This is a genomic window from Bacillus ectoiniformans (assembly GCF_016908875.1).
GTDB lineage: Bacteria > Bacillota > Bacilli > Bacillales > Domibacillaceae > Bacillus_BX > Bacillus_BX ectoiniformans.
The window spans coordinates 129,904-156,681 of the sequence record NZ_JAFBES010000001.1; the positions used below are offsets into that span (position 1 = coordinate 129,904).

The 26,778-nt window shown below is 41.4% G+C and carries 24 protein-coding genes; 1 reads left to right on the forward strand and 23 read right to left on the reverse strand.

Annotated elements, in window-relative coordinates:
* Nucleotides 1–23: 23 nt before the first annotated feature.
* From JOC78_RS00655 to JOC78_RS00750, 20 genes are all read right to left on the reverse strand, one after another.
* Nucleotides 24–299 carry a YlmC/YmxH family sporulation protein gene (locus JOC78_RS00655; RefSeq protein WP_204552025.1) on the reverse strand — a complete coding sequence of 92 codons (276 nt, stop codon included), beginning with the start codon at nucleotides 297–299 and terminating at the stop codon, nucleotides 24–26.
* Nucleotides 300–417: 118 nt separating this feature from the next.
* Nucleotides 418–1,194, reverse strand: coding sequence for an RNA polymerase sporulation sigma factor SigG (gene sigG, locus JOC78_RS00660; RefSeq protein WP_204552027.1), 777 nt, complete (start codon nucleotides 1,192–1,194; stop codon nucleotides 418–420).
* A 155-nt stretch (nucleotides 1,195–1,349) separates the two neighbouring features.
* The gene (gene sigE, locus JOC78_RS00665; RefSeq protein WP_204552029.1) at nucleotides 1,350–2,069 is read right to left on the reverse strand and encodes an RNA polymerase sporulation sigma factor SigE; all 720 of its coding nucleotides are present in this window, start codon (nucleotides 2,067–2,069) and stop codon (nucleotides 1,350–1,352) included.
* 45 nt (nucleotides 2,070–2,114) lie between these two features.
* The gene (spoIIGA, locus tag JOC78_RS00670) at nucleotides 2,115–3,041 is read right to left on the reverse strand and encodes a sigma-E processing peptidase SpoIIGA (protein ID WP_204552031.1); all 927 of its coding nucleotides are present in this window, start codon (nucleotides 3,039–3,041) and stop codon (nucleotides 2,115–2,117) included.
* Between the two features lie 886 nt (nucleotides 3,042–3,927).
* A complete protein-coding gene (gene ftsZ, locus JOC78_RS00675; protein WP_204552033.1) occupies nucleotides 3,928–5,085 on the reverse strand; it encodes a cell division protein FtsZ in 1,158 nt (385 codons plus the stop codon).
* Nucleotides 5,086–5,126: 41 nt separating this feature from the next.
* Entirely contained in the window at nucleotides 5,127–6,419 is a 1,293-nt protein-coding gene (gene ftsA, locus JOC78_RS00680) for a cell division protein FtsA (protein ID WP_204552035.1), read from the reverse strand.
* A gap of 347 nt (nucleotides 6,420–6,766) precedes the next feature.
* On the reverse strand, nucleotides 6,767–7,558 hold the full coding sequence (locus JOC78_RS00685) for a cell division protein FtsQ/DivIB (RefSeq protein ID WP_204552036.1): 792 nt from the start codon (nucleotides 7,556–7,558) through the stop codon (nucleotides 6,767–6,769).
* Between the two features lie 135 nt (nucleotides 7,559–7,693).
* Nucleotides 7,694–8,602: a UDP-N-acetylmuramate dehydrogenase gene (murB, locus tag JOC78_RS00690; protein ID WP_204552038.1), complete on the reverse strand. Its 909-nt coding sequence runs from the start codon at nucleotides 8,600–8,602 to the stop codon at nucleotides 7,694–7,696.
* 24 nt (nucleotides 8,603–8,626) lie between these two features.
* Nucleotides 8,627–9,718: an undecaprenyldiphospho-muramoylpentapeptide beta-N-acetylglucosaminyltransferase gene (gene murG / locus JOC78_RS00695; protein ID WP_204552040.1), complete on the reverse strand. Its 1,092-nt coding sequence runs from the start codon at nucleotides 9,716–9,718 to the stop codon at nucleotides 8,627–8,629.
* A 437-nt stretch (nucleotides 9,719–10,155) separates the two neighbouring features.
* Nucleotides 10,156–11,256, reverse strand: coding sequence for a stage V sporulation protein E (spoVE, locus tag JOC78_RS00700; protein WP_204552042.1), 1,101 nt, complete (start codon nucleotides 11,254–11,256; stop codon nucleotides 10,156–10,158).
* Nucleotides 11,257–11,337: 81 nt separating this feature from the next.
* Nucleotides 11,338–12,690, reverse strand: coding sequence for a UDP-N-acetylmuramoyl-L-alanine--D-glutamate ligase (murD, locus tag JOC78_RS00705; protein ID WP_204552043.1), 1,353 nt, complete (start codon nucleotides 12,688–12,690; stop codon nucleotides 11,338–11,340).
* Entirely contained in the window at nucleotides 12,691–13,665 is a 975-nt protein-coding gene (mraY, locus tag JOC78_RS00710; protein WP_204552045.1) for a phospho-N-acetylmuramoyl-pentapeptide-transferase, read from the reverse strand.
* A 1-nt stretch (nucleotide 13,666) separates the two neighbouring features.
* Nucleotides 13,667–15,145 carry a UDP-N-acetylmuramoyl-L-alanyl-D-glutamate--2,6-diaminopimelate ligase gene (locus JOC78_RS00715; RefSeq protein WP_204552047.1) on the reverse strand — a complete coding sequence of 493 codons (1,479 nt, stop codon included), beginning with the start codon at nucleotides 15,143–15,145 and terminating at the stop codon, nucleotides 13,667–13,669.
* Nucleotides 15,146–15,381: 236 nt separating this feature from the next.
* The gene (locus JOC78_RS00720; RefSeq protein WP_204552049.1) at nucleotides 15,382–17,298 is read right to left on the reverse strand and encodes a stage V sporulation protein D; all 1,917 of its coding nucleotides are present in this window, start codon (nucleotides 17,296–17,298) and stop codon (nucleotides 15,382–15,384) included.
* An 87-nt stretch (nucleotides 17,299–17,385) separates the two neighbouring features.
* Nucleotides 17,386–19,659, reverse strand: coding sequence for a penicillin-binding protein (locus tag JOC78_RS00725; RefSeq protein ID WP_204552051.1), 2,274 nt, complete (start codon nucleotides 19,657–19,659; stop codon nucleotides 17,386–17,388).
* Nucleotides 19,656–20,012 (reverse strand): cell division protein FtsL, encoded by a 357-nt coding sequence (gene ftsL, locus JOC78_RS00730; protein ID WP_204552053.1) that lies wholly within the window; start codon nucleotides 20,010–20,012, stop codon nucleotides 19,656–19,658. Before ftsL ends, JOC78_RS00725 begins: the two co-directional genes overlap by 4 nt.
* A 20-nt stretch (nucleotides 20,013–20,032) precedes the next feature.
* Nucleotides 20,033–20,971, reverse strand: a complete 939-nt coding sequence (gene rsmH, locus JOC78_RS00735) for a 16S rRNA (cytosine(1402)-N(4))-methyltransferase RsmH (protein ID WP_204552055.1) — start codon at nucleotides 20,969–20,971, stop codon at nucleotides 20,033–20,035.
* A 23-nt stretch (nucleotides 20,972–20,994) separates the two neighbouring features.
* Nucleotides 20,995–21,426 carry a division/cell wall cluster transcriptional repressor MraZ gene (mraZ, locus tag JOC78_RS00740; protein WP_204552895.1) on the reverse strand — a complete coding sequence of 144 codons (432 nt, stop codon included), beginning with the start codon at nucleotides 21,424–21,426 and terminating at the stop codon, nucleotides 20,995–20,997.
* 294 nt (nucleotides 21,427–21,720) lie between these two features.
* Nucleotides 21,721–23,343, reverse strand: a complete 1,623-nt coding sequence (gene bshC / locus JOC78_RS00745; RefSeq protein ID WP_204552057.1) for a bacillithiol biosynthesis cysteine-adding enzyme BshC — start codon at nucleotides 23,341–23,343, stop codon at nucleotides 21,721–21,723.
* 79 nt (nucleotides 23,344–23,422) lie between these two features.
* A complete protein-coding gene (locus JOC78_RS00750) occupies nucleotides 23,423–24,319 on the reverse strand; it encodes a 2-dehydropantoate 2-reductase (RefSeq protein WP_204552059.1) in 897 nt (298 codons plus the stop codon).
* A gap of 188 nt (nucleotides 24,320–24,507) precedes the next feature.
* Here JOC78_RS00750 and JOC78_RS00755 point away from each other — a divergent pair, with 188 nt between their 5' ends.
* A complete protein-coding gene (locus tag JOC78_RS00755) occupies nucleotides 24,508–24,969 on the forward strand; it encodes a GNAT family N-acetyltransferase (RefSeq protein WP_204552061.1) in 462 nt (153 codons plus the stop codon).
* Between the two features lie 48 nt (nucleotides 24,970–25,017).
* Here the strand turns inward: JOC78_RS00755 and JOC78_RS00760 are convergent, their stop codons facing one another.
* The 3 genes from JOC78_RS00760 to JOC78_RS00770 form a co-directional block, all read right to left on the reverse strand.
* Nucleotides 25,018–25,782, reverse strand: a complete 765-nt coding sequence (locus JOC78_RS00760; protein ID WP_204552063.1) for an enoyl-CoA hydratase/isomerase family protein — start codon at nucleotides 25,780–25,782, stop codon at nucleotides 25,018–25,020.
* A gap of 124 nt (nucleotides 25,783–25,906) precedes the next feature.
* Entirely contained in the window at nucleotides 25,907–26,080 is a 174-nt protein-coding gene (gene rpmF / locus JOC78_RS00765; protein WP_204552065.1) for a 50S ribosomal protein L32, read from the reverse strand.
* Between the two features lie 66 nt (nucleotides 26,081–26,146).
* A complete protein-coding gene (locus JOC78_RS00770) occupies nucleotides 26,147–26,674 on the reverse strand; it encodes a YceD family protein (RefSeq protein ID WP_204552067.1) in 528 nt (175 codons plus the stop codon).
* Nucleotides 26,675–26,778 lie beyond the last annotated feature (104 nt).

Sequence of the window (26,778 nt, forward strand, 5' to 3'; positions counted from 1 at the left end):
AAAAAACGTCACCGAAAATCACTTTATTCCCCCTTCGGTTTGACATCATACGGCACTGTTTGCAAGGAAGAGTACCTGACTAGTATCACATCTTCACCGATTTTCACGATTTGTGACCACGGAATGACCACTTCCTCTTCCTTGCCAAACAAACCAAACATTTTCCCAGACCGGCTAATCACAATGGAATCAATGGTTCCAGCAGCTAAATTTAAATTAATATCTGATATATTGCCTAGTTTCTTCCCATCTCCGACATTTACAATATCTTTTATCTGAAATTCTGAAATTCTAGCCACATCACGCCCCCCTTTATTCTCTAAAATGAAAGACAGTTATAGATACTATATGCAGACATAAAAAAATAAGACTCTTTCTGCGTGTTCCGCTAAAGAGTCTATGTAATGAAATACTAAGTTAATTAATATTTTTATTCATCTGTTTAATCGCTGCTTTCTCCAACCGGGAGACTTGCGCTTGTGAAATGCCAATTTCATCGGCCACTTCCATTTGTGTTTTCCCTTGATAAAAACGCTTTCTAATAATCATTTTTTCCCGGTCATTCAATCGTTTCATACCCTCTTTTAAAGCGATTTCCTCGATCCAGTTTGTGTCTCTGCTTTTTTCATCGCTAATTTGATCCATAACAAATATTGGATCTCCCCCATCATTATAGATAGGTTCAAAAAGAGAGACGGGATCTTGAATGGCATCAAGCGCGAAAACGATTTCTTCCTTTGTTACATCCAGCTCTTTACTGATTTCTTCGGCTGTCGGTTCCCGTGAAGTTTCATTCGTTAATCTTTCACGGACCTGCAATGCTTTGTAGGCGATATCCCTTAATGAACGTGATACTCGTATTGGATTGTTGTCTCTTAAATACCGGCGGATTTCTCCAATGATCATTGGAACCGCATACGTAGAAAATCTGACATTATGGCTTAAATCAAAATTATCAATAGATTTCATTAACCCTATGCAACCTACTTGAAATAAGTCATCTACGTATTCTCCGCGGTTATTAAACCGCTGAATGACACTTAGAACTAGCCGTAAGTTGCCATTAACCAGTTTTTCTCTGGCAGCCAGCTCTCCCGCTTGCAGCCGGCGAAACAGCTCCCGCATTTCCTCATTTTTTAAAACAGGGAGCTTTGAAGTATCTACACCGCAAATTTCAACTTTATTGCGCGCCATTATGAATTCCCTCCTTGCAGGAACTGCTGTACAAAATCAGTATCTCCTCACAAAAAGAAACTTATGCAAATAAAAAATGGCCAGGAATTTATCAACCCCCGCAATGCAGTTGTCATATAGAACGAGCGCACGAAAAAAACCGGCTCAGCCGGTTTTTAGACCATCTTATTAAACTCTTTCTGAAGACGGTGAATAATTCTTTTTTCAAGCCTTGAAATATAAGATTGAGAAATCCCGAGCATATCCGCCACATCTTTTTGCGTTTTCTCCTCTCCGCCTCTTAACCCAAACCTAAGCTCCATTATTTGTTTCTCACGTGCTGAAAGCTGCTCCATTGCTTTAAATAGAAGACTGCGATCGACCCCTGCTTCGATATCTTTTGTAATAATGTCATCATCCGTGCCAAGAACATCTGACAACAGGAGCTCATTGCCATCCCAATCGACATTTAACGGTTCATCAAAAGAAACTTCCGATCTGATTTTGTTATTTCTTCTTAAATACATCAAGATTTCATTTTCAATGCAGCGAGAAGCGTAGGTTGCAAGTTTAATCTTCTTTTCAGGGTTAAATGTATTGACCGCCTTAATCAGTCCAATCGTCCCGATGCTAATGAGATCTTCAATATTGATCCCTGTATTTTCGAACTTTCTAGCGATATAGACGACAAGCCTTAAATTTCTTTCAATCAATAATGCACGCGCGGCTTTATCACCAGTAGGAAGCTTTATAAGGAGTTGCTCCTCTTCATCCCTCGACAAAGGCGGAGGAAGAGCTTCTTTGCCGCCTATATAATAGATCTCATCTGCTTTCAGTCCAAGTTTCATTAATAATTTGTACCAAAAATACGTGATTTTTAAGCGAAGACTTCTCATAAAGCAACCCCCTGATTAATAGAAATAAATGAGCTGTTCATTTTTTTATGAAACTTCTTCAAATGACAGCACCAATGCCATTTTCGGATGAACGATGCAAGAAAATTGGTCATCTGAAGATAATGGAAGATTTGTAAAGCATACAAGTCCTTTCGGTACAGTCACCCAGTTTGACCCCGTGCTGATTTTAATCTCGTCCGGTTTAAATGCAGCTAAAAGCTGATGAGCATTGCCAACCGATTTTGCCGGAATAAACCGCATTCTCGCGAGCCAATCCTCTGAAAGGTGCTGATTTTCAAATAAAAATTGATCAGGGTGTTCGGCAGACATCACGACACCTTCTGGGATAGAGTCCCTGATCTCTTTAATCGAAACCAGCATAACAGGTGATTTCGATATAGGATCCTGCAGCTGATTCCCCGAATCAATCAACCCTTTTACCTTGATCTTGCAATCATTAATATGAATAAAGACATCAACCATTTGATCATATTGAATTTTGACAGACTGGAAATCATCTACCCGGCTTTTAGCAAAATAATAGGCAATCGGCAGTCCAAACATGACAAACAGCCAGCTGACAGGATCCCCAAAACCATTTAACCCTGCTAAAAAGAAAGCTGAATCCAACTGCATATCAAAGCTGATAAAATAATGAGCTCCGAGCAGCATACCCCCTGATAAGAAAGTAGCAAAATAAAAAGCTAGCAGATTACTAAAGAAATAGCGAAAGCGTTTGTACCCAAAGACCGTGTAAACCATCATCAAAGAAAGAATAAGCTTGGCCCATGGCTGTCCGGCTGTTTCTGCAAAAGGCGTCACCATTGCCAAGATACTTAGACTTCCTATCAGTCCCCCGAGAATCAAACGGGGCCATTTAAACGTCCGCTTCAAGAAAATGGCAGTCATCCACAACAATAAACTGTCAGCAAGGAAATTCAGAAGCCATAAGGCATCTAAATAAAGTACCACTGTCTGCCTCCTTTCTATTCCTTTCACGAATACAAGTCTTTTGTTCTTTCTAAAGTATATAGGGCAAAAAATTAAAAGTCTGTCACAATTTAGAAGGGAAGTGGAACAATTTTTATAAGAAGAATTCGAAGTTTGTCAAAACAAGCAATGGATGAACAGCTGAGGAGAATTAATTGGAGAAGCAGGGGTAGAAACTGCATTTTCAGGCGGTTTTGTTTGTCGTGAAGAGCGGGTTTTTTTCTGCAGGGAATCATTTAAGACGTACAAGTGTATTTCTGTGAATGTATTGGTTCATTGATGAAGGGTTCTTTTCGGCCATTGGTGATTTCTTTTCATACAAACGTTTTTCTTTTCACTCGCTCTCTAGTTCTTTTCATACAGCACTGCTTATTTACACTGAGACTTCTTAACTTTTCATCCGCACTTTTATTTCCCCACACAAAAACACCTGTCGGGACGACAGGTGTTTTTGTGTAAAGATATTCTAATTTTGAAAAACGCAGCTTCCGTTCTTGGTGTTGTCTAGCATATCCAGCTAGGTCCTCGGGGCAAAAGATCAGCCACCATAAAGGCACAAAACGCCTTTTTGGTGGCTGCCTATTTGCCTGTCGTTCCTGAACAGCGTAATTTGCTTTTCGATAGTGTCTAGCAAATCTCGCTAGGTGCTTGGGTCAAAAGATCTTTTTCCCTAAAGGCAAAGAGCGCCTTTTGGGAAAAAGCCTATTTGCCCTTCACACCTGAACAAACGGCTTTTGCTTTTCGGTGTTGTCCAGCATATCCAGCTAGGAGCTCGGGCAAAAGATCAGCCACCATAAAGGCACAAAACGCCTTTTTGGTGGCTGCCTATTTGCCTTTCACTCCTGAACAGCTGGATATGCTTTTCGTGTTACCTGCGTCTGTTTCTGTTTCTTAGGAACGTTGGGATGTCTAGTGTGTCTTCTACTGGCTGTGAAGATGGTCTGTGCATTGATTCTTGCTGAACAGGCTCTTCTCTTCTTGGCTCGCGCTCGCGTTTTGGAGCAGCTGGAGCAGGGTCTGGCTGCTTCATTTGTCCAAATGATGCGCGCGGCTGCTTGGAAGGCTGCAGATCAGACTCTTTGAATCCAGTAGCGATCACAGTAACGATGATTTCATCTTTTAGGTTTTCGTTAATAACGGAACCAAAGATCATGTTTACTTCTTGATCAGAAGCGGAAGCAACGATATCGGCTGCTTCTTGTACTTCATACAAGCTAAGGTTTGTGCCGCCGGTGATATTCATTAGTACACCTTGAGCTCCATCAATTGATTTTTCAAGCAATGGGCTGGAGATGGCTTTCTTTGCTGCTTCTGTCGCACGGTTTTCACCGGAAGCGACACCAATTCCCATTAAGGCAGACCCTTTATTGGCCATAATCGTTTTCACGTCAGCAAAGTCAAGGTTGATCAGACCAGGAACTGCGATTAGTTCAGAGATGCCTTGAACCCCTTGGCGAAGCACATTGTCGGCTTCTCTAAACGCTTCAAGCATCGGCGTGCTTTTATCAACGATTTCTAATAGACGGTCATTTGGAATGACAATCAACGTATCTACAGCTGCCTTCATAGCTTCAATACCGCCAGCAGCTTGAGTAGCTCTCTTGCGTCCTTCAAATGTAAACGGGCGAGTAACGATACCAACCGTTAAAGCGCCAAGATCTTTTGCGATTTGAGCAATAACTGGAGCTGCACCGGTACCAGTACCGCCGCCCATTCCTGCCGTTACGAAGACCATATCGGCTCCGCGAAGAGCTTCTTCGATTTGTTCTTTGCTTTCTTCTGCCGCTTTTTTACCCACTTCTGGGTTAGCGCCGGCACCTAGGCCGCGAGTTAATTTCGAACCGATTTGCATTTTAATTTCAGCTTTGGAGAGATTTAAGGCTTGAGCATCTGTATTAACTGCAATAAATTCTACTCCCTGAACGCCATGCTCGATCATGCGGTTTACTGCGTTGTTACCGCCACCGCCGACACCTATTACTTTTATCGTAGCTAATGAGTCTAAACTAGTATCAAATTCTAACATATGACAAATCCTCCTAATTCGTCCTTATTTCTCTGCGATGACTATTCTTCGAAAAAGTACCCGAAAAATTTCTTCACTTTAGAAGTCAGCTTTTCGTCCTGCTGCTTTTCAGGTTTTTCCCTCTTAGGCTGCGCTGTATTTTCCTGCTTCCGATTTTCTGGAACAGATATAGGCTCTGGCGTAGCACTTACTTTTCTGCCTACTAATCTAGCATTTTTATACGCATATTTAATTAAACCAACAGCTGTCGTGTATTGAGGCTCTCTTACACCAATATAATCCGGTATAGCGACTCTTACACGGTTTTGGAAGACATCTTGAGCTAAATCCAAGATACCTGGAATAGCGGAAGTTCCGCCTGTTAGCACACAACCTCCAGGCACATCGTTAATTCCGAGATGTCTTAGTTCTTCAATCACCATGTCAAAGACTTCTTCCAATCTAGCTTCAATGATATCAGAAATTTCTAGCTGATTAAATTGCTGATGCTGATCGCTTCCAATAATCGGCACGCTGAAGATTTCTTCTTCAGATGCCAAGTCGTAAAAGGCATGTCCATATTTGAGCTTGATTTGCTCTGCATCTTCTGTCGTTGTACGAAGACCAATAGACAAGTCTTTAGTAATATGGTCTCCGCCGATTGGAAAGACTGCAGCAGCTTTAATGTGCCCTTGGTTATATACAGCGAGCGTGGTTGAACCGCCGCCGATATCAATGAGTACGGTTCCAAGGTTTTGTTCATCTTTCGATAATGCAATTTCTCCTGCCGCCAAAGGCTGAAGAACGATATCCATGATTTCCAGTCCAGCTCGTTCTACACAACGCAATGTATTATGTAAAAAAGTTTTTGAACCAGTTACAATAATGCCTTCCATTTCTAAACGGACACCAATCATGCCACGAGGATCATTGATTTCATCTAGTCCGTCCACGATAAACTGTTTAGGAATAGTATTCACAATTTCCCGATCAGGCGGAATCGACATGACCTGGCAAGCATCCATCACTCTTGATACGTCGTCATCATTGATTTCTCTATTGTCGCTTGCAACGGCTACTACTCCGCTGCATGGTTGAAGTATAGCATGGTTTCCGGCAATTCCGACAATAACCTGCTTGATCTCCATGCCAACCATTCTCTCTGCTTGTTCAATTGCCTTCTTTATTGAATGAACGGTTTCGTCAATATCGACGACAGAACCCTTGCGAATTCCTTTAGATTTGACATTCCCCACACCGATAATATTTAGTGAATCACCATTCATTTCTCCGATGATTACTTTAATAGCGGATGTACCGATGTCAAGACTCACTAGTATTTCATTGCTGTTCATTCTTTGGCACCTCCTTTGACTCCAAAAAACTATTAGTTCGAACAACAACTGTTGTTAATTATCGAATTTTTATACAAAAATATTCGGCATTTTCAACGTAATTCCCTTTAAAATTTTCACATTTTTTATCTTTTTATCTAATTTGCTATCAAACAGGCGATCATTTTTAAGTGCGAGACTTAAATAATGTTGAAAAGCGGCAAAAGACAGGCTGCTTGCTGTCACACTAAGTCTACACCAAGATGTATACCTAGAAAAGGCAAACTTGCAAAGAAACCTTGAGAAATAAAGACATAATGAACGTTTTGTGCTAAAACAGGTAATATATACTGCTCATTAAAAAATGCTTATTGCTCTTCTTGAACTTCTTCAGCCTCTGCCTTCTTTTTTTCATCAATTTTATACGCTTTAAAATAAGAACCCACTTCTAAATCAATGACCCCTTTCACATTCGGATTCAATTGGCTGACAATTGACGGGTAATAGGTCATTTTTTCAGAAAATGTTTTCATTGTTGCTGACACTTCAAAGCCATCATTCATAAATAGACTAATATGATAAGGGTCTGACTTCTTCGGCGCATAATGAATTTCTGAGATAGAATTAGTGATCTCTTCCGGCAGTTCCTCTAAACCTTTCATCATGAGCTCTAAGGCTTTGCCTTCTTTAAACCCATACATGATCGGCAATTGATCCGGAGCGGAAGTATCGGGCTTTTGCACAATGTTTCCATTGTCGAGCACCGGGTAGAATAGAATTCCTTTAGCCAAATACGCAAGCTTGCTTTGTTCCGTCACCTTAATTTTGACCTTGTTTGGAAAGCCTAAAGAAACTTCCGCCTCTTTGATTTTTGGATTTTTTTGAAGTTTCTCCTGAACGCTGCCTTGATTTACTTTCCATACACTGATGCCGCTTTCTATTTCGCTTTGTTCAACAATTTCTTTCTCATCGACCAAGACATTGCCGCTCACTTCAATTTTTTGTATTCGGCTTAATGAAGACTGAAAATAAATGACTGTGAGCACGAGCAAGAAAAACACTGTGATCAGCGCGATGAGACGCCTATTCGCTTTTTTCTTTCTCATATGTTTGAGCTTTGGAATTCGTTCTTCAATCGACACTAATTTTCCTTTTTCCATTCCCTTTCCTCCCGATCAAACGAACATACTTAAAAATATAAACGGAAGAATGGCACGAAAAAAATCATGCCATTTATTTTATCTAATGCTTCTATTGTAAAGCAGAGGAATACAGGATAAAAGAAAAATACCTAATTATTTTCGGCCTATTATTTCCACTTCTGTTTCCATTTCAATTCCAAATTTATCTTTAATCACAGTTTTGGCATGTTCAATCAGCGCGAGAACATCTTCCGCAGAAGCTCCTCCTGTATTAACGATGAAATTACCATGCAGTTCTGAGATTTGCGCACCGCCAATTTGATGTCCCTTCAGCCCAGCACGCTCGATCAAACTTCCTGCATGTTCAGGGAGCGGATTACGGAAGATGCTGCCTGCGCAAGGACGATCCCATGGCTGGGTATCCCGGCGGTAGTCTTTATGCTTCTTCATCATCTCTGTAATTTCAGACCGGTCTCCTTTTTCAAGGTTAAACACCGCTTCTAAAACGACTCCCGGACGCTTTTTCTGCAGCAGTGAAGTTCTGTATGAAAAGTCCATCTCCTCTTTAGAAAGCCATTCCATCGTTCCATCTTGGAATAGAATATGCGCTTTTTCAAGGATATTGGAAATGTCAGAGCCATGTGCTCCCGCGTTCATATATACAGCTCCGCCTACGGATGCCGGGATGCCGCCTGCGAATTCAAGGCCTTTTAATCCTGAACGTCCCGCTTGCGTAGAAAGTACGATTAATGGGTAGCCGCTTCCTACAGTTACTTTTGTTTCGTTCATCTCCATATGATCAAGTCCTTTTCCAAGCTTAATCACAACACCAGAGATCCCACCGTCTGCTACTAGAAGATTAGACCCTCTGCCGATGGCACGCCAAGGGAGATTATATTTTTTTACAATATCCATCGTTTTTTTAATATTTTCTATGGAGTCCGGCTCCACTAACAGGTCTGCCGGTCCGCCAATTTTCATCGTTGTATGATTAGCTAATGGCTCATCTTCTTTAACCGCTCCAACTTTCTGCGCCAATAGTTCTTGTTTGATTTTCTCCAAGCTGAACCGCTCCTTTTCCTTTCGTTATTTCGCCAGCTGAAGCATGACTGAATACAATCGTTCAGAGGCATCTTTAATGCCAAGATCTGCAGCAGCCTGTTTCATATTTTCCAGTTCACTTTCGTCCATTAAAATCCGGTCTAACTGCGAAATGAATGAATCGGCTGTGAGCTCTTGCTCTTTTAGTAAGAAGGCTGCTCCTCTGCTTGTCAGTGAGAGCGCATTTTTCTCTTGATGATTATTTGTCACATAAGGACTCGGAACAAGGATGCTTGGCAGTCCTAAGGCTGTTAATTCTGCCAAAGTGGTAGCCCCTGCTCTTGATACCACAAGGTCAGATTCTGCCAGCACTTCGGGCATATTATGAATAAATGGAGTAATGGCCACGTTAGACGGCGCACCAGCAGCCTTGATTTCCTCCAGCACTTTGTCGTAATGGACATCTCCCGTTACATAAAGAACTTGATAGTCTCTTTTAGCTAGTGCAGGAATGGCTTTCACTACCGCATCATTAATTGGCCGCGCGCCTCGGCTGCCGCCAAAAATCAACACTGTCTTCTTGTCTTCTTCAAGACCATGAGCCTTTAGCTGCCCTGCGGGACGAGCATTAATGACTTCCGATGCTCGTGGGTTGCCAGTAAGAACCACTTTGCCTGACGGGAAGAATTCTTTGGCTGAATCAAAACAGATCGCTACCTTATCCACGTATTTGCTCAAAAATTTATTCGTAAGGCCAGGCACGCTGTTTTGTTCATGAACGATTGACGGAATGCCTAATTTGGCTGCTGCGTAGACAACTGGTCCGCAAACATAGCCGCCGGTGCCTATCACGACATCAGGTTTGAATTCTTTCAGCATCTTTTTACAATCTTGAACACCCTTTAAAAATCTCATAACTGTTTTTACATTTTCAAATGATACAGAACGTTTAAAGCCTGTGATTTCAATAGAACGAAATGGAATGTTTTCTCTTGTTACTAACTTCGATTCCAGTCCCTTTTCTGTCCCGATATATAAAAAAGATGTTTCAGGATGTTTTTCTTTGATCGTTCGAATAAGGGCTAAGGCCGGATAGATATGTCCTCCTGTTCCGCCGCCGCTGACAACGATTTTCATATATACTTCACCTCTAATTAATCACTGCATGCACTGCATCTCTATGTATTTGTATGTTTATTATGTGGAAAATGTTTCACTTCGACTCTTCGTTCTTTTTTAAAAATGAGGATGAAGAGTATCCGTCCTATCATACTACAATGTCTCGTAAACAAGTAGATTTAAAAAGAATTGAAATATAAACAACAAGAATGTAGCATTTCTGTGGTAATTGTTATACTTTTTCTTATTCTTCTTCTGTCTAGATGTATGTGCAAGGATGAGTGCAATCTCATCTTAAATCAATGTGTATCGATAAGCAAATAATATCTTAAAAAAAGAGAAACATTTCCTGTTTCCTTGAATCATTCACTCTTTTAACGCACGATTCCCCTTCTATCAGTGCCCCTCACCTTTCATATTTCACTAAAAAAAAGAAACCATTATATAGGTTTCTTTTAATATCTCGCATAGCGGCTAATATTTAATAATATCCCCATAGCCATGAGCATGAGGGTCAGTGAAGATCCTCCATAGCTTAAGAATGGCAGTGTGATGCCAGTAACCGGCATTAGCCCTGTAACGACTCCTACATTGATCATCACTTGAATGGCAAGCATGGAGATGATTCCCGCTGCAAGCAGACTGCCATACAAATCAGGAGCGCCTAAAGCAATCTTCATTCCTCGCCACAGCAGCAAGGAAAATAAAAATAAAACAAATGCTCCACCGATAAAGCCAAGTTCCTCCGCTAAAATAGCGAATATAAAGTCTGTTTGGGGCTCAGGCAAGTAAAAAAACTTTTGTCTGCTCTCACCAAGGCCAAGGCCGAACAAACCTCCAGGGCCTATCGCATACAAGGACTGTATAATTTGAAAGCCGCTGCCTAGCGGGTCGGACCACGGATCTAGAAAGGATGTAATTCGTTTAATCCTATATGGAGCCGATAAAACAAGGGCCGCAAATCCGGCGATTCCTATTACACCCATTACTGCAAAATGAAAAATCCGTGCGCCAGAAATAAAAATCATGACGATGCATGTCCCAACCATTACTGTACCAGTCCCCAAGTCCGGCTGCAGCATGATTAAACCAAATGCTGTGAAGACCAAGGCCAAGGAAGGAAATAATCCTTTCTTGAAATAAATGATATTCTTTTGATTTTCTGACAGGAATCTGGCTAAAAAAATGATCATGGCCAATTTCATAAATTCGGATGGCTGAATGGAAAAGGCACCTGCTCCGATCCAGCTTTGCGAACCATTTCTGACCATACCGATTCCGGGAATTAATACGAGGATTAACAAGACAAAACAAATGATAATAGCTGATTTAGACAAGTGGCGCCACGTCCAGTACTCCACGTTCATAATAAAGAGCATAGCGCCAATCCCTATTGTTCCAAATAACAGCTGCCTCTTTGCGAAGAAAAAAGCATCATTAAACTTATACTCAGCCCAGATGGCACTTGCACTGTAGACCATCATGATCCCAATCGAAAGCAGACTGAGAATTAATATGAGCAGCAAATAATCGGGAGCAGTTTTTTTAGCTGGCAATGGCTAACACCTCTAATTCTTAGAATCAGAGCCTGCCTTGCTATTCTCGATGACAGTGACAGCTGAAATAAGGCCAAGCTCTTACTTCAGTCTATGCACCGCATCGATAAATATATCTCCTCGCTGTTCAAAAGTTTTATATTGATCCCAGCTTGCGCATGCAGGAGACAATAAAATAACATCCCCCTCTTCCGACAAACCATAAGCTTCTTGGACCGCTTCATCCATCGTTTCCACTTGCACAACCGACTGAATATCGGCCTGCCGCGCAGTCGCTGCAAGCTTTTCCGCTGTTTGGCCAAATGTAATTAACGCTTTGACATTTTTTAAATAAGGCACTAAATCATCAAATCCATTGCCCCGGTCTAAACCGCCAGCAAGCAGAATAGTCGGACTGCTAAAGGCCTGCAGTGCGCTTTTAGTTGCCAATGAATTGGTAGCTTTAGAGTCGTTATAGAATTTTCTTTCATTCAGTTTGCGCACATATTGAGTCCGGTGCTTCACGCCTGTAAAGCTCGTTAGCACAGCTGCCACTGCCTCATTTGACAGACCGGCAAGCTTAACAGCAGAAACAGCCGCTAAAATGTTTTCAAGGTTGTGCTCTCCAGGCAGAACAATTTCATTGAGCGAAATCACTTCTTCACCTTGAAAATAAATGTGGCCATTCTTCACAGACGCACCTTGATCCAGCACATCCTTTGTAGAAAATGGAATTAACTTAGCTTTGGAGCCTTTAGCGAGCTCCATTAAATGACTTTGATCCGCATTGATAATTAAATAATCATCTTCTGTCTGATTTTTAGTGATATTCAATTTCGCTTTTGCATACTCACCAGCTGAACCATGGTAGTCCAGGTGAGCTTCATATAAGTTGACGATAATAGCAATATGCGGACGGAAAGCATCTATGCCCATTAGCTGAAAAGAAGACAATTCAATGACTACATGATCTTCTTCCGCAGCTTCTTGAACAACCTCGGAAGCTACTTCGCCAATATTTCCAGCTAAAATCGCTTTCTTCTTATCCGCCTCAAACATTTTGTGAATTAATGTTGTCGTGGTTGTTTTGCCGTTCGTGCCAGTAATCCCAATAAAAGGAGCTTCTGAAATTAAATAGGCAAGCTCAATTTCTGTTAACACAGGAATGCCGCGCTCCACCGCTCCATGAACGATCGGGTTTGAATAGGGAATTCCCGGGTTTTTCACGATCACTTCAAAGCCTTCCTCTAATAATTCGATCGGATGGCTTCCGCAGATGACCTTAATCCCTTGTTCAAGCAGTCCTTGAGCTTCAGGGTTTTCATTTAAAGATTTCATATCATTCACTGTGACAAATGCGCCAAGCTTATGCAAAAGCATCGCCGCACTGACTCCGCTTTTTGCCAACCCAAGAACGAGCACTTTTTTATGTTCAAAATTTTTTATATTTTTCACTTAAATCCACACTCCGATATATATTCCGATGACGGCACAAATGACACCAACGGTCCAAAACGTAACGACTACTTTCCACTCAGACCAACCGCCCAGTTCAAAATGATGATGCAGAGGGCTCATCCGAAAAATCCGCTTACCTGTCGTTTTAAATGAAGCCACCTGGAGAATAACAGAAAGAGTTTCCGCTACAAACACGGCTCCAATAATCAGCAGCAAGAATTCAAACTTCGTCAATAATGAAATTGCTGCTATTGCTCCCCCTAGGGCAAGGGAGCCTGTATCTCCCATAAAGACTTTTGCCGGATGGGCATTAAACACTAAAAACCCTAGGACAGCGCCAACTACCGCAAAGGAGAAAATCGCTGTTTCATCCATTCCCTTACTCCAAGCAAGGACAGCGTAAGCACCAAACGCAACAGCCGCTGCGCCAGACACTAATCCATCAAGTCCATCTGTTAAATTGACGGCATTCGAGAAGCCCACCAGCCAAAAAATGATGAAGACCGCATAGAGAACACCTAAATCAAATGTAATGTTTGTCAGCGGAATCGCCAGTTCAGTTGAAAGATTATTTTGTGAATAAATCCAGTAAAAAACAATAGAAATTAAAATCTGTCCAAACAGCTTTTGTTTAGACGTAAGGCCTAAGTTGCGCTTCATGACTACTTTAATAAAATCATCTAAGAAACCAAGAATTCCAAATCCAACCGTAACAAGCAACAACAAAAAGGTTTCCGTGCCGATTTGTGCATAGATCTGCACCATGAACAGCGTAGTAATCAGGATGGAAAGCAAGATCACAATACCGCCCATCGTTGGTGTTCCTGATTTCTTTTGATGAGATTCAGGCCCTTCTTCACGAATGCTTTGTCCGAATTTCAACCTTCTTAAAAAAGGGATGAACATGGGCGCTACAGCTACCGTGATTAAAAAAGATACAACCATTGTTAATAAGACATCTCTTTCAAGCATATTATTTCTCCTCTTTTTTCCGGCTGTCAAGAGCCTCTTTCGCAACCGCCCGATCATCGAATTCGAGCACTTCATCACCAATAATTTGGTAGGTTTCATGACCTTTGCCTGCAATGACTACGACGTCTCCAGATTTCGCCTGACTGACAGCGCGATGTATGGCTTCTTTACGGTCTATTATAACTTCGTACTCTTTGCCCTCTACACCTGCTTCCATGTCCTGTAAAATAACAGCAGGGTCCTCGCTTCTTGGGTTATCAGAGGTAAAGATCGGATGGCTCGCATGCTCACAGGCTGCTTGTGCCATTAATGGACGCTTCGTTCGATCACGATCTCCCCCGCAGCCAACAACGGCGAACACATTTCCTTTTGTTAATGGCTGAACGGTCTTTAGCACGTTGATCAGACTATCCGGAGTATGCGCGTAATCGACAACGACTGCGAAACCTTGATCATTCGAAACAAGCTCAAAGCGGCCGTCTACACCTTTAATTTCCTTAATAGCTGATAAGATAATGCTCATTTCAATCCCTGATGCATAGGCAGCAGCAATAGCGGCCAGCGTATTATATACGTTAAACTTCCCGGCAAGCTGAGTAGTCACTTTCACTTGTCCATCTGGATATCTCAAATTAAACACAGTTCCTTTTGCCGTTAACTCTATTTGATTCGCATGGAACATGGCCTCTTGATCAATGCCGTATGTCACAATATGAGCCGCTGTTTGTTTTTTGTAAACTGCGGTCGCTTCATCATCTGCATTAAAAACAGCAAACTTAGGCTCCGACGGCTGATACGTATTCCCAAGCTGAGCAAACAAGAGTCCTTTCGCCTGGCGATACTCATCCATCGTTTTATGATAATCCAAATGATCCTGCGTTAAATTTGTAAACACAGCCACATTATAATCACAGCCAAGAACCCGCCCTTCTGTCAACGCATGAGAAGACACTTCCATGACCGCCGTTGTAACGTTCTTGTCTTTCATTTGCTTAAATGTTTTTTGAAGTGTTAAGCTCTCAGGCGTCGTATTCTTTGTATCTATTTTTTCTTCACCGATTTTCATATACATCGTACCGATTAGCCCTGTTTTTTCACCAGCTGCTGTGAAGATCTCACTGATTAAATGACTAGTCGTCGTCTTGCCGTTTGTGCCAGTAATCCCTATCAGGTTCATGGCATGCGTAGGTGATCCATAAAAAGAATCGGCAAGCGGCGCCATCGCCCGTTTCGTATCAGGCACATAAATAACTGGAGCGCCTGTCACCTCTACCTCCCGCTCCGCTAGAATCGCTTTCGCTCCTCGATTAACAGCTTCCTGTGCGGCCGTATGGCCATCAAACGTATATCCTTTAATACAAATAAACAGCGCACCTTCATCCACTAAACGGTGATCATTCTCTATGGCTGAAATAACAGGGTTTTCTTCCCCTGCCATTTGATAAAAAGGCAATGATTGCAATAAATCCAACAATTCCATTCTTGTCAGTCCCTTCCACTACAGAACATATGTATTTTCCTCAATTAAATTACTTTATTATTTTATCTAAAATAACAAATAGATGCGACTTCTTTTCCAAGACACACAACGACCATGTTATCACAATTTCAATCTTTTGCATGATTTTTTTGTCTTATTTTCCATCGTTTTATTGATAAAACGAAAACACCTGCCCGCAATATTAACGAGTAGGTGTCGATCATGTCGTATTATTTTTAATTTAAATAGACTCTAATTGTTGAGCCTACCTCCACTTTCGTTCCAGCAGCCGGCGACTGCTTGAACACTTTATCTCCATCACCAGAGGATTGAAGTTTCAGCTCAAATAGCTGCTGTGTCAATTCTTTCTTCGTTAATCCTTCTAAGTTCGGCACTTCCACAATTTGCGGATCATTCCATTGTGTTTCTTTTTCTATTTGCTTCGCTCGAGGCTTGACGTTCAGCACCTGCAAGCTATCCTCTAGAATTTTCCCAACAATTGGAGCAGCAACTGTTCCGCCAAACTGAATGGTTCCTTTTGGGTTATCAACAGCTGTATAGACAACGATTTGCGGGTCATCTGCCGGTGCCATGCCAATAAATGAAACGATATGATTATTTTCTAAATAACGGCCATCCTTCGCTTTTTGCGCCGTACCTGTTTTTCCTCCTACTCGATACCCTTCCACAAATGCGTTTCTTCCTGTTCCTTTCGCTACTACACTTTCAAGCGCCGTCCGTATTTGTTTCGATGTCTCAGGTGAGATCACTCTGCGTTTGGCAATAGGCGATTTCCGCTTGACTACTTCTCCCGTTATAGGATCAATCAATTCTTTTGCCACATACGGCTGGTAAAGAATCCCTCCATTTACCGCAGCAGACACAGCGGCTACTTGCTGAATCGGCGTCACTGCCACCCCTTGTCCAAAAGCGGTTGTTGCCTGTTCAACCGGACCTACACGCTTTATATCAAATAATATCCCTCTTCCTTCCCCCTGCAGGTCAATGCCAGTCTTTTCTCCGAATCCAAACTTTCGTATATAATCAAACAGCTTTTCTTTTCCCAATCTCTCCCCTAACTCCACAAACCCCGGGTTGCATGAATTTTCTACGACTTCAAGAAAGGACTGATGCCCATGGCCGCCTTTTTTCCAGCACCGAAGTCTTGCTCCCCCCACTTCCACAGCGCCTGGATCATGGAAATGGTCTTTATGCAAGTCCACTTTATTCTCCTCAAGAGCTGCCGCTAAAGTAATAATTTTAAAAGTAGACCCCGGCTCATATGTACTCCATATAGGGAGGTTCCGGTTGAACACATCGGGAGAAGCTTGTTGAAAATTCTCCGGAGAAAATGATGGCCTGCTTGCCATGGCAAGGATTTCCCCATTATTTGGATTCATCGCAATGGCGATCGCTCCATCTGGCTGATACTTGGCTTCTGCCAAATCTAACTCTCTTTCTACGATCGTTTGCACTTTAGAATCAATCGTCAATTTCAAATCAAGTCCATCTACAGGAGGCGCATAGCCATCTGCCATTTGTGGCATCCTTTGCCCTTTGGCATCAGAAAAGAATCTCATAGATCCTTTATCACCGCTTAGTTCCTTGTCGTAATATGCTTCTAGACCCATCAGTCCTTGGTTATCAATACCTGCAAAACCAAGCACATGAGCCAGGTTCTTGCCAAATGGGTAATGTCTTTTGGAATCTTCCGCAATATAGATTCCCTCAATCCCAAGCTTCCTCACTTCTTCCGCTTTTTCAAACGTAATCTTCCGGCCTTCAGGATGGATTCTTTCAATAGAAGATTTTTTAGTTATGTGCATATAGGCCTTTTTTTCTGTCATATTTAGTACAGCTGCCAGTTTTTTAGCCGCCTCTTCCGGATTTTTAATTTGACGCGGCACCACATACACAGTCGGGGCACTCTTATTAGAAGCCAGCGCTACTCCGTTTCGATCCGTGATCTTTCCTCTCTCAGGTTCAAAGGGTATATTTCGGCTCCATAAATCTTTTGCTTTATCGGTCAAATTGTCTCCGAGGGCAAACTGAACATAGCCTAGCCGGAAAGCAATAACTGAGAAGATGAATAAACCTGCCAATAAAATAAAGATCAGTCTTTTTCTGACTGTCACGGTTGATACTCTTTTCATCTTGTCCCTCCTTCCACTCTCTCTTGTCCAATATATGCCCAGAAAAAAACAATATGAAAAAAAGAAAGCTGCGCATTGGCAGCTTTCTTATTGTTCATTTTCTTCAACGGATTCCGAGTCTTGTTCTTTCGGAAGATCGGTTTCGGTTTCTTTTTCATTTTCTATTTGCTGTTTCTTTAATTCTTCTTCCTTCTTTTGTTTTTCCAGCATGATTTCTTTTTGTCCAGCTAGCGAAATAATCAGCTTATGATCCTTTTTCAGCGGAGCATCCGGTTTGATGTTTTGCCTGATGACATATCCTTCACCTGAATAGCTGACTTTTAAATCAGCGACTTTCGCTACCTTCATGACATCTCGGAGCGACCAGCCTTCAATGTTCGGCATCGTGGCTGAACCAGTTGTTTTTATGATGATTTTTTCTCCCTGCAGCAAACTTCCATCAACTGAAGGCAGCTGGCTCTCTATTTCTTTGCCTTTTCCTATTACAATAGGATTCAAGCCTTTTGCTCGAAGTTTTTTTACAGTCTCCTCGGTATTTTCTCCCTGAAGATCTTTAATTTTAATGACTTTTTTCGTAATGGACTGCTGCGGTTTAATATTCAAATACTGCAGACTGTTTTTCATAACAGGGTTGAATATTTTAGATACCGGTGCTGAACCTGATTCTCCTTTAAGGTGCGGCTGAGCCACTGCTACATACATAATGAGCTGAGGATCATCTTTTGGAGCCATTCCTAAGAAAGAAAAGGCATAGTTATTTACGCCGGTCATATACTTGCCGTCAGGGCCCGCTATTTGTGCGGTTCCTGTCTTTCCTGCTACCTCGTAGCCTTGAATTTGATAAGGTCTTCCTGTTCCATGTTCAGACGATACAACCGTTCCAAGGATATCGCGGACCTGTTTCGCCGTGTCTTTTGAAATTGGCTCTCCAACCACTTCAGGTGTGGTATCTTGAATGGGTTTTTTCGTCCGATCATCGACAACTTTATCAATAATGAATGGTTTCATCATTTTACCGTCATTCGCAACAGATGAAGCTGCCTGCACAAGCTGCAGCGGAGTAGTGCTTGTCCCTTGGCCAAATGACGTAGTAACCTGTTCAATTGGATAGCGGTACAAAATGCTTCCTTTCGCTTCATTCGGCAGGCGGATGCCCGTTTGTTTGCCAAAATGAAAGTCTTCTAAATACTGCCTGAAGACATCAGGACCCATTTTTTCAAGCAGATTGGCCATCGCTACATTGGACGAACGCTGCACTCCTTCTAAATAGGTAATGTCTCCCCAGCCTCGTCCCCCATTATGGTCACGAATGGACCCAGAACCAACCTTATAACGACCGGACTTATACATCGCATTGGGATTAAAGACTCCTTCTTCAATGGCTGCGGCCAATGTGAAGATCTTCATCGTAGACCCTGGCTCGAAGGAATAAGCTGTTAAATCATTGTTCCAGTTATCCCCAAGCCCTTCCTTCGTTGACGGGTGAAAAGAAGGCCTTTGGCTCATAGCCAAAATCTTGCCTGTATCTGCTTCTGCTACCACAGCAAAAGCTTTTCCTGGTTTGTATTGTTTCTCTACTTCATTTAAAGAGTCTTCTAAAAATGTCTGGATTTTAGAATCGATCGTTAAATAGACATGATCTCCGTTATCGGGTTCTTCAATCATCTCTTTCTTATTAGGAAGGAGATAGCCCCACAGATCGCTCTTATACTGAATCTTTCCGTCTTTTCCCTTTAAATATTTTTCATACGTTTTTTCAATGCCCATTTGGCCTTTTGTTTCATGAATGACTTTACCATCTTTCTTTTCTTCCAGCTTTTGTGTAAAGCCGATTAAGTGCGAAGCAAATTTCCCATTTGGATAAAATCTTTTGGAATCTCTAATAAAGATAATTCCCGGCAGTTTTTCTTCCTCTATTTTCCGTTTGACACTATTAGACAAATCACGGCCTGCCGAACCGAACTCCACTTGAAACGCCTTTTTCTTCAAGTTTTCTTCAATATCTTGTTCATCCATATCTAAATACTTAGCGAGCACATCCGCGGTTTTTTCTGGATCGACCACGTGCTTTGGCTTTTTAGGATTGGTTGTCATCGACGGACTTAAAATAGCGGCAATTGTAAAGGAACTTGTATCTTCGGCAATGACCTGGCCATGCTGGTCATAGATATTCCCTCGCTTAGCTTCTAAAACATCCGTTTTTAAGTATTTTTGAAGCGCTTCATTTTTTAATGAGTGACCGTCTGCCTGGCCGGTTATTTGGATATAGACAAAACGCATTAATAAGACAAAAAAGAGCAACGCGAATATTGAGAATAATATCGCTGCTCCTTTTTTCATATTCTTTCTATTTTGGTTCATTGAGGCTGCACAACCTTAACATTTTGTTCACTTAAGTTCAGACCTAGTTCCTTTGCGCGTTTCCATATCTTTTCATATGTACTTTCTTCACTGATTTGAACTTTCAGGTCATGATTTATTTTTTCTTGATCTTTAATTTGAACCTCTACATCTTGAATTTGTTTATTCGTTTCGTAAATCGCCGCTTCCGTCGAAACAATCTTTGCACCCATAAAACAAATCATAAAACTAAAAACTAGAAATAGAATTTTTTCCCCAGGAGTAAACCAACGTTTTTTTAATTTCTGCTTTTTTGGTGGCGACAGCCGCTCCGCTTCAGGCATTAGCGGCTGCGTTTTTGCTAAATTGCTCATTTTCTCCCCCCGTTATCTCATCACTTTATTTTCTCTGCAATTCGTAATTTCGCTGATCTCGCTCGGTTATTTATAGCAAGTTCCTCTTCTGATGGCAGGATTGGTTTTCTTGTAACCAGCTTTAAATCCGGCTGGTATTCTTCTGGTATAATCGGAAGTCCTGGCGGAAGCTCAGGCCCGCTGCTCGCTTCTTTAAAGATGGTTTTACAAATTCGATCTTCTAAAGAATGGAAGGTGATGACACTAATTCGTCCTTTTGGGTGCAACAGGTCAATGGAATCCTTTAAAGACTGTTTAAACACACCCAGTTCATCATTCACCGCAATCCGGATCGCCTGAAATACCCGCTTTGCCGGATGGCCTCCTTTTCTTCTTGCCGGTGCAGGAATTCCTTCCTTAATCAGCTCCACTAATTGACTTGTCGTTTCAATGGGAGCAACGGCCCGGGCCGCCTCAATTTTTCGAGCGATCTGCTTAGAGAATTTCTCTTCCCCATATTGAAAAAATATCCTCACGAGATCTTCATACGCCCAATGATTGACGACATCATACGCACTTACCCCGCCAGTTAGATCCATTCTCATATCGAGCGGAGCATCGTGGTGGTAGCTAAACCCTCTTTCTGGCGTGTCCAGCTGGGGCGAAGAAACACCCAAATCGTACAAAATTCCATCTACTTTTTCTACACCAAGCTTCTGGAGCTCTTCTTTAATGAATTGAAAGTTGCTTTTAATAAACGTCACTCGATCGCCAAAACGCGATAAACGCTCACTCGCATGTTTTAAAGCTGTTTCATCTTGGTCGAATGCATACAGTTTCCCGTCCTCATTCAGCTGGGATAGGAGATATTCACTATGTCCCGCACCGCCAAGTGTACAATCTACATATACACCATCCGGACGAATGTTCAAACCATCGACCGTTTCTTTCAGTAACACTGTTGTATGTTCAAAATTCATCTGTCACCATTCCAATCAAATCCTTAAATGTCAAAGTCGATCATGTTTTCAGCAATTTCTGAGAATGACTCTTCTGATTTCATGAAGTAATCTTCCCATATAGATTTATCCCAAATTTCTATCCGGTTAGATACGCCAAGGATGATACACTCTTTCTCAAGCTTCGCATAGCTGAGAAGAGTGGAAGGGATGTTAATCCTCCCTTGTTTATCTAGTTCACAATCACTAGCTCCGGAAAAGAAGAATCTTATAAAAGCACGGGCATCTTTTTTAGTGAGCGGCAGCGCCTTCATTTTATCCTCAAGCACTTTCCACTCGTTCATAGGGTATCCAAACAGACATTGATCTAAGCCTCTGGTCAACACAAAAGATTCACCTAAGTGCTCTCTCAGTTTAGCAGGGATGATTAAACGTCCTTTAGCATCTACATTATGCTGATACTCACCCATGAACATAGCCAATACCCCACTTTCTCCCCTAACTGTACCACATCCCCCCACTTTTCTCCACTCTTTTCATTTCGGCTTTTTATGATCTTTTCCCTTTATCTATAAGGATTTTTTCTTCCTTTTATTTCGCTAATAAGCATCATTTTACTAACGATTTCTACAGCACTAGAATCAAAGTGCCTCGCAGTATGTCTAAATGACCACAAACAAAGCGTAATTCAAAAAATTGTCACCTTTCCTATGAAATTTGTATCATTTTGACACAAAAAAATAGCCGCAAACTGTGTGCGGCTATCCTGCTTACAAATGAATAATTTGGTGTTCTCCGGTAAATTGATAATCTAGATTTATAAGATCGTCCATAAAGGCTGAACCATACTTGTTTAAATAATAGTAAATATTCCACGTTCTCTCTTGTGGTCCGCCATTAGGCCTTAAGGCATTTTGTATTCTCGCATAACGATTTAATACAGATTCATGCTGCTCTTTAAGCAATTGATCTGTTTTGTCTTGTAAATAGTTGAGCTGATTTAAATGAAAATCCATATTCTTTTCGATGATAGGAGCTAAACCTCTATGCAGCCCCTTTGCACGCTCTTCTATTTCTGCATATTGTTTTTCTAAAGTCTCCTTCAAAGACTCAATCATTTCATGAAAATGTTCATCTTTAACAGTAAGCCAAAATTCATGTTTCTCTTTTTCTACTCCATTTATAAGTGCAGAATCGAGTGACAGGTTCATGCGGTCAAGCTCTCTTTTAACAGGTCTCTCTACCACAGTCATATTTAACCGCGCTTCAATCGGAGGAATCTTCATATCGAATAGTTCAAATGCTTTTTGAAGCTCTGCCCAATAAGCTATTTCACCTGGACCTGCGATAAAAGCCAATGTAGGAAACAGCCACTCCTGCATCAGCGGACGAGTTACCACATTGTTGCTGAATAGTTCAGGCGATTCATCTAGCAAATGTCCCAGCTCTTCTTTCGTATAACTGACTGTTCCTTGCTTATCTTTAAATACTCCCTGGTCATACTCAAGCAGCATCCGCTCCTGATCTTTATATATGAATAAATTGGCAGCTGCCCGAGACAGCTCGATGGCCGGCTTAAATTCGTAGCTTGCGATATTCTTTTGTGCCGTCAATACAGCATCCGTAATTTCTTCTGCATGATTCATTAATTCTTTAAAGAACGCGGATTCGAGTTTTCTTAAAGGAGGGTAGGCAGCATCTATTAATAAAAGTCCATATTGCTGAAATAGAGAATGAATGAGTGCACTGAAAAAACCGGTCACCGTTTGATGCTGGTCAATCGCTTCATAGATCGTTTCAAGCAATGGATTCGTGTGCTTGGTTTCTTCCATACCAGAAAAGATTTCCTCTACCCAACGCTTCATTTCATTCGGGTCAAATTCAATGTCCGATACCATTTTTTTCTCAAGAACTCGTTCAGGATATCCTTTCTTGACCATCTCGGTTCCTTCTTCTGCAAACACATGATTCACTTCAAGAAAATCATGATCTTCCCCTGCAATCCAGAAGACCGGGACCACAGGTATGTCGAGTTGCTTTTCTTGCTGTTTCGCTAAATGTATAATCGAAATGATTTTGTGGATTGTATATAGAGGTCCCGTTAGTAAACCTGCTTGCTGACCGCCAATGACAACAGCAGATCGTTCGTCTTTTAATTTTTGTATAGATTCATTAACTGCTTCTGACGCCGGAAATGCTTTCATATAAGAAGCCACACAATCAGCAAGAGGCTGTCTCATGAAATTTCTTTTTTTCAAATCCGCCACTCGATTTATATATAGATCTTTCTCTGCTAAATTATAGTGAAAGAATTCCGTCACTGGAGCTTCCTGCTTCGTATACTGAGAAGCAAAACGGTTAATAGCAGGAACAAAAAGGCGTTCCAATTGCATATATGTACTTCCTTTCTGCGTGCATTTTATACTCTGTTGAGTATACCATCTCTCTAAGGAAATGGAAAAACAATGTGCTCTAGCGTTCTATCTCCGCTTGCAGCCCGTTAATCATTAGATAGAGAGAATGTAAAAGGGGGGTGTTTATTTCCTTCTTCACAGCTTCTTCTAGAACGTAGCCTAATATGGCTTCAATTTCAGTTGGTCTCCCCTCTTCCATATCCTTCAGCATAGAGGATCGGTTGGCGGCAGTTTTTTTGCATATCTCAATGACAGCTTCAAATGCCTCCATCCTCTCTCCTTCATAGAAGACAGCTTCAAATTCACGAAAAGCCTGTTGAGCTAATGGAAAGAACGAACGATTACTGATTAATTCCCCATTTGGAATTCGCAAAATAGCTGTTAATGGATTAATCACAGCATTGGCTGCCATTTTCTCTAAAAGCATGTCTCGAGCGTTTTCTTTATATATAAACGGAAAATGAGGCGGCACTTTTTGAAGAAAGACAGGCAGAATTGGCGAACCTCCCTTGAACAAGGCAATATTCGTCCTATTCAGTCCGCTTAATCGAAAAGCTGTCTCCCCGACTCGCTGCACTCCATGCTCGACTGTCGAAACATAAATAGCAGAAAAAGAAAGGTCATGAAGCAATGAAAGATGTCCCATCCCATTTTGAAGAAAAACTAGGGGGGTCCGTCTTTCTATCTGATTCAGCTGAGAAAGAATATTTGCTAAATGATATTGTTTCACAGCGACAAACACAATGTCTAGTTCGCTTGAACCTAGTTCTTCAATAGGCCTTGCTTCTATTCTTATATTCCTCTCTTGTCCTTCAGCGATTTCTGTCACGCCATCTCTCGAAATGGCTTCCGCCTGCTGCCTCGTTCGTGTAAACAACATAACTGAGAATTCTTCACTTAATCGTGTGGCATACAACATACCGATGGCGCCCCCGCCAATAACTCCTATTTTCACTGCATTCCCTCTCTTTCACAAAAAAACTCTATTTTTTTGTGGATTACACACAAAAATGAAAGCGTTATCAATCTAATATTCATTTCTTCGATGTTCTATTATATAATGAAAATAAATTAAATAGGAAATAATTAAAATGTTTTGTATTTAGCATCTTGCTTTCAAACACCGAATAAGGGGGAACTATCATGGCTTTAAAAGTAGAGAATTTAAAAATGAATTTTAAAACGATTGAAGAATTTAAATCGTTTAAAGAATATGGAATAGAAGAGTTATCCATGCTTGAAGAACTTGAGATCACGATGGTGGAAGACAATTCATCTTCTCCTTTTTATGGCATCTATTATGGAGATAAGCTTGCAGCCCGTATGTGTTTATATGTAAAAAAAGACGCTGCCCTCCTGCTGCCCGATTACAGCGGTGATGAATATTTAGAGATCTGGAAGCTTGAGGTCCTGCCTCAATATCAAAATAAAGGATTCGGCTTACTGTTAGTCGACTATGCTAAATCATTTGAATTGCCAATATTAACGAAACCGCGCGTAAAGTCCCATACTTTCTGGGAGAAAATTGGCTTTGCAAGCTTCAACGAAAACAGTTCTCGCCTGCTGTGGGATCCAGCAACAGTTAACACTCAAAAGATTGGTTAAGCGGCATACCTTTAAGACCTCCTGATGAAACGCCAGGAGGTCTTTTGATTATTTAGCGCTGCTTTTATTTAAAAATCGGTCAACCGCTTCGTGGTGAGCATCAGCTTCCCATAAAATCGCACATTGCCTTGTTTCCTTTTCCATCCGTTCTGCAATATTCGTTTCTTGCCATTTTCGAATCAGCATTTGTTTGTAGGCAGATAAAACCGTGCTGTGGATAGCCAGTTCTTCCTTTAAAAATTCTTCAGCTGCCTCATGATTCGCTTCGTTTACCACACGATTAATGAATCCAATAGATTCCAATTCCTCCGCCTTATGCACGTGAGCTGCAGTCAAAAGTTTTAACGCATCCCCATGAGCAATTCTTTCAAACAACAATGTTCCGCCTCCCCAGCCAGTAGTGATCGCCAGAGTTCCTTGAATAAACCCCATTTTCACTCCTGCTTTCGCGATACGGAAATCACAGGCTGTCGCAATTTCGCAGCCTCCTCCCACTGCTGTCCCATTAATAAGAGCTACTGTCGGCTTCGGCAAAGTAGCAAGTTCGTATAGGATATGCCCCATTTGCGAAAGCATGCTGTAGGCTTGTTCTTCTGTGCGCAATTCATGAAAAACAGATAGATCGCCGCCAGAACAAAAAGCTTGATCCCCCTCACCCGTGATAACCAGAGCCCGGACATCGTCTGCCTTCGCCTGTTTTAAAGCTTGCTTCAGCCCTTCCATGACACCGAAATTGACTGCATTTCGCTTATCTTGTCTTGTAATCTTGAACTCCAGTATGCCATTATGTAATCGTTGAAGACTGTAATCCATAGTTTCCACCCCTTTTTATTATTGTAGGGTACAACCCCGTGGACAACAATAGAAAATATAAAAAACGCGAAGAGCCATGGCCTCTTCGCGTTTTTTATATTTAGGAGTATGTTCATTGCAAAAATTATTTGCTAACAACATCTTTTCCTTTATAAGTTCCACAAGCTTTACAAACACGGTGAGATAATTTCATTTCACCACAGTTTGAGCATGCTACCATACCAGGTACTTGCAATTTGAAGTGAGTACGGCGTTTGTTCTTTTTAGTTGTTGATGTTCTTCTAAAAGGTACTGCCATTATTTCCACCTCCTTAAAGAGAATGTTAATATGTGAAGCCAGAGTTAGCTGGTACTTCTCGGGTTTTTACTTTTTCTTCTCATCAAAAAAGTCAGCAAGAGCCGCTAAGCGCGGATCAACCTTCTTCTCGCCTTCCTCTTTTGACAGCTGTTCTTCACTATGATACTCCCAGCCTTTACCTGATGGGGTTAAATGCTGATCAGCATCTTCACTGAAGATTTGCATAGGTATTGCTAAAATAATTTCTTCTTCCATTGCTGGAGTAATATCAATGACATCACCTTCAACCTTATGAACGTCATCTCCATACTCACTGAATAAAGAAGGCTTCAACAAATACGTTTCTGTCATTTGAACCTCAAAAGGATATGTTACATCCACTAATGTTCTTGAACAAGGCAAAATCATTTCACCCGATACATTTAAATGAAAAGTAACCTTCTCCTGAGCAATATCCGCTCTTCCCGTCACATGGACTAAAGAAATATCACGGATCTCTGGTTCACGTTTCTTCAAATGGCTCATATCTTCCATTTCATCCAGAACAAAATCTTTATCACGATATTTTTGCAGCTGAACAATTGACCATTTCATACTATCACCTCAAGGCAACAAAAGTAATTATAGCTTTCACTCAAACGTTTGTCAATATTTTTTCTTTACACCACCGAAATGCAAATTCCGCTGTTCAGGAGCGA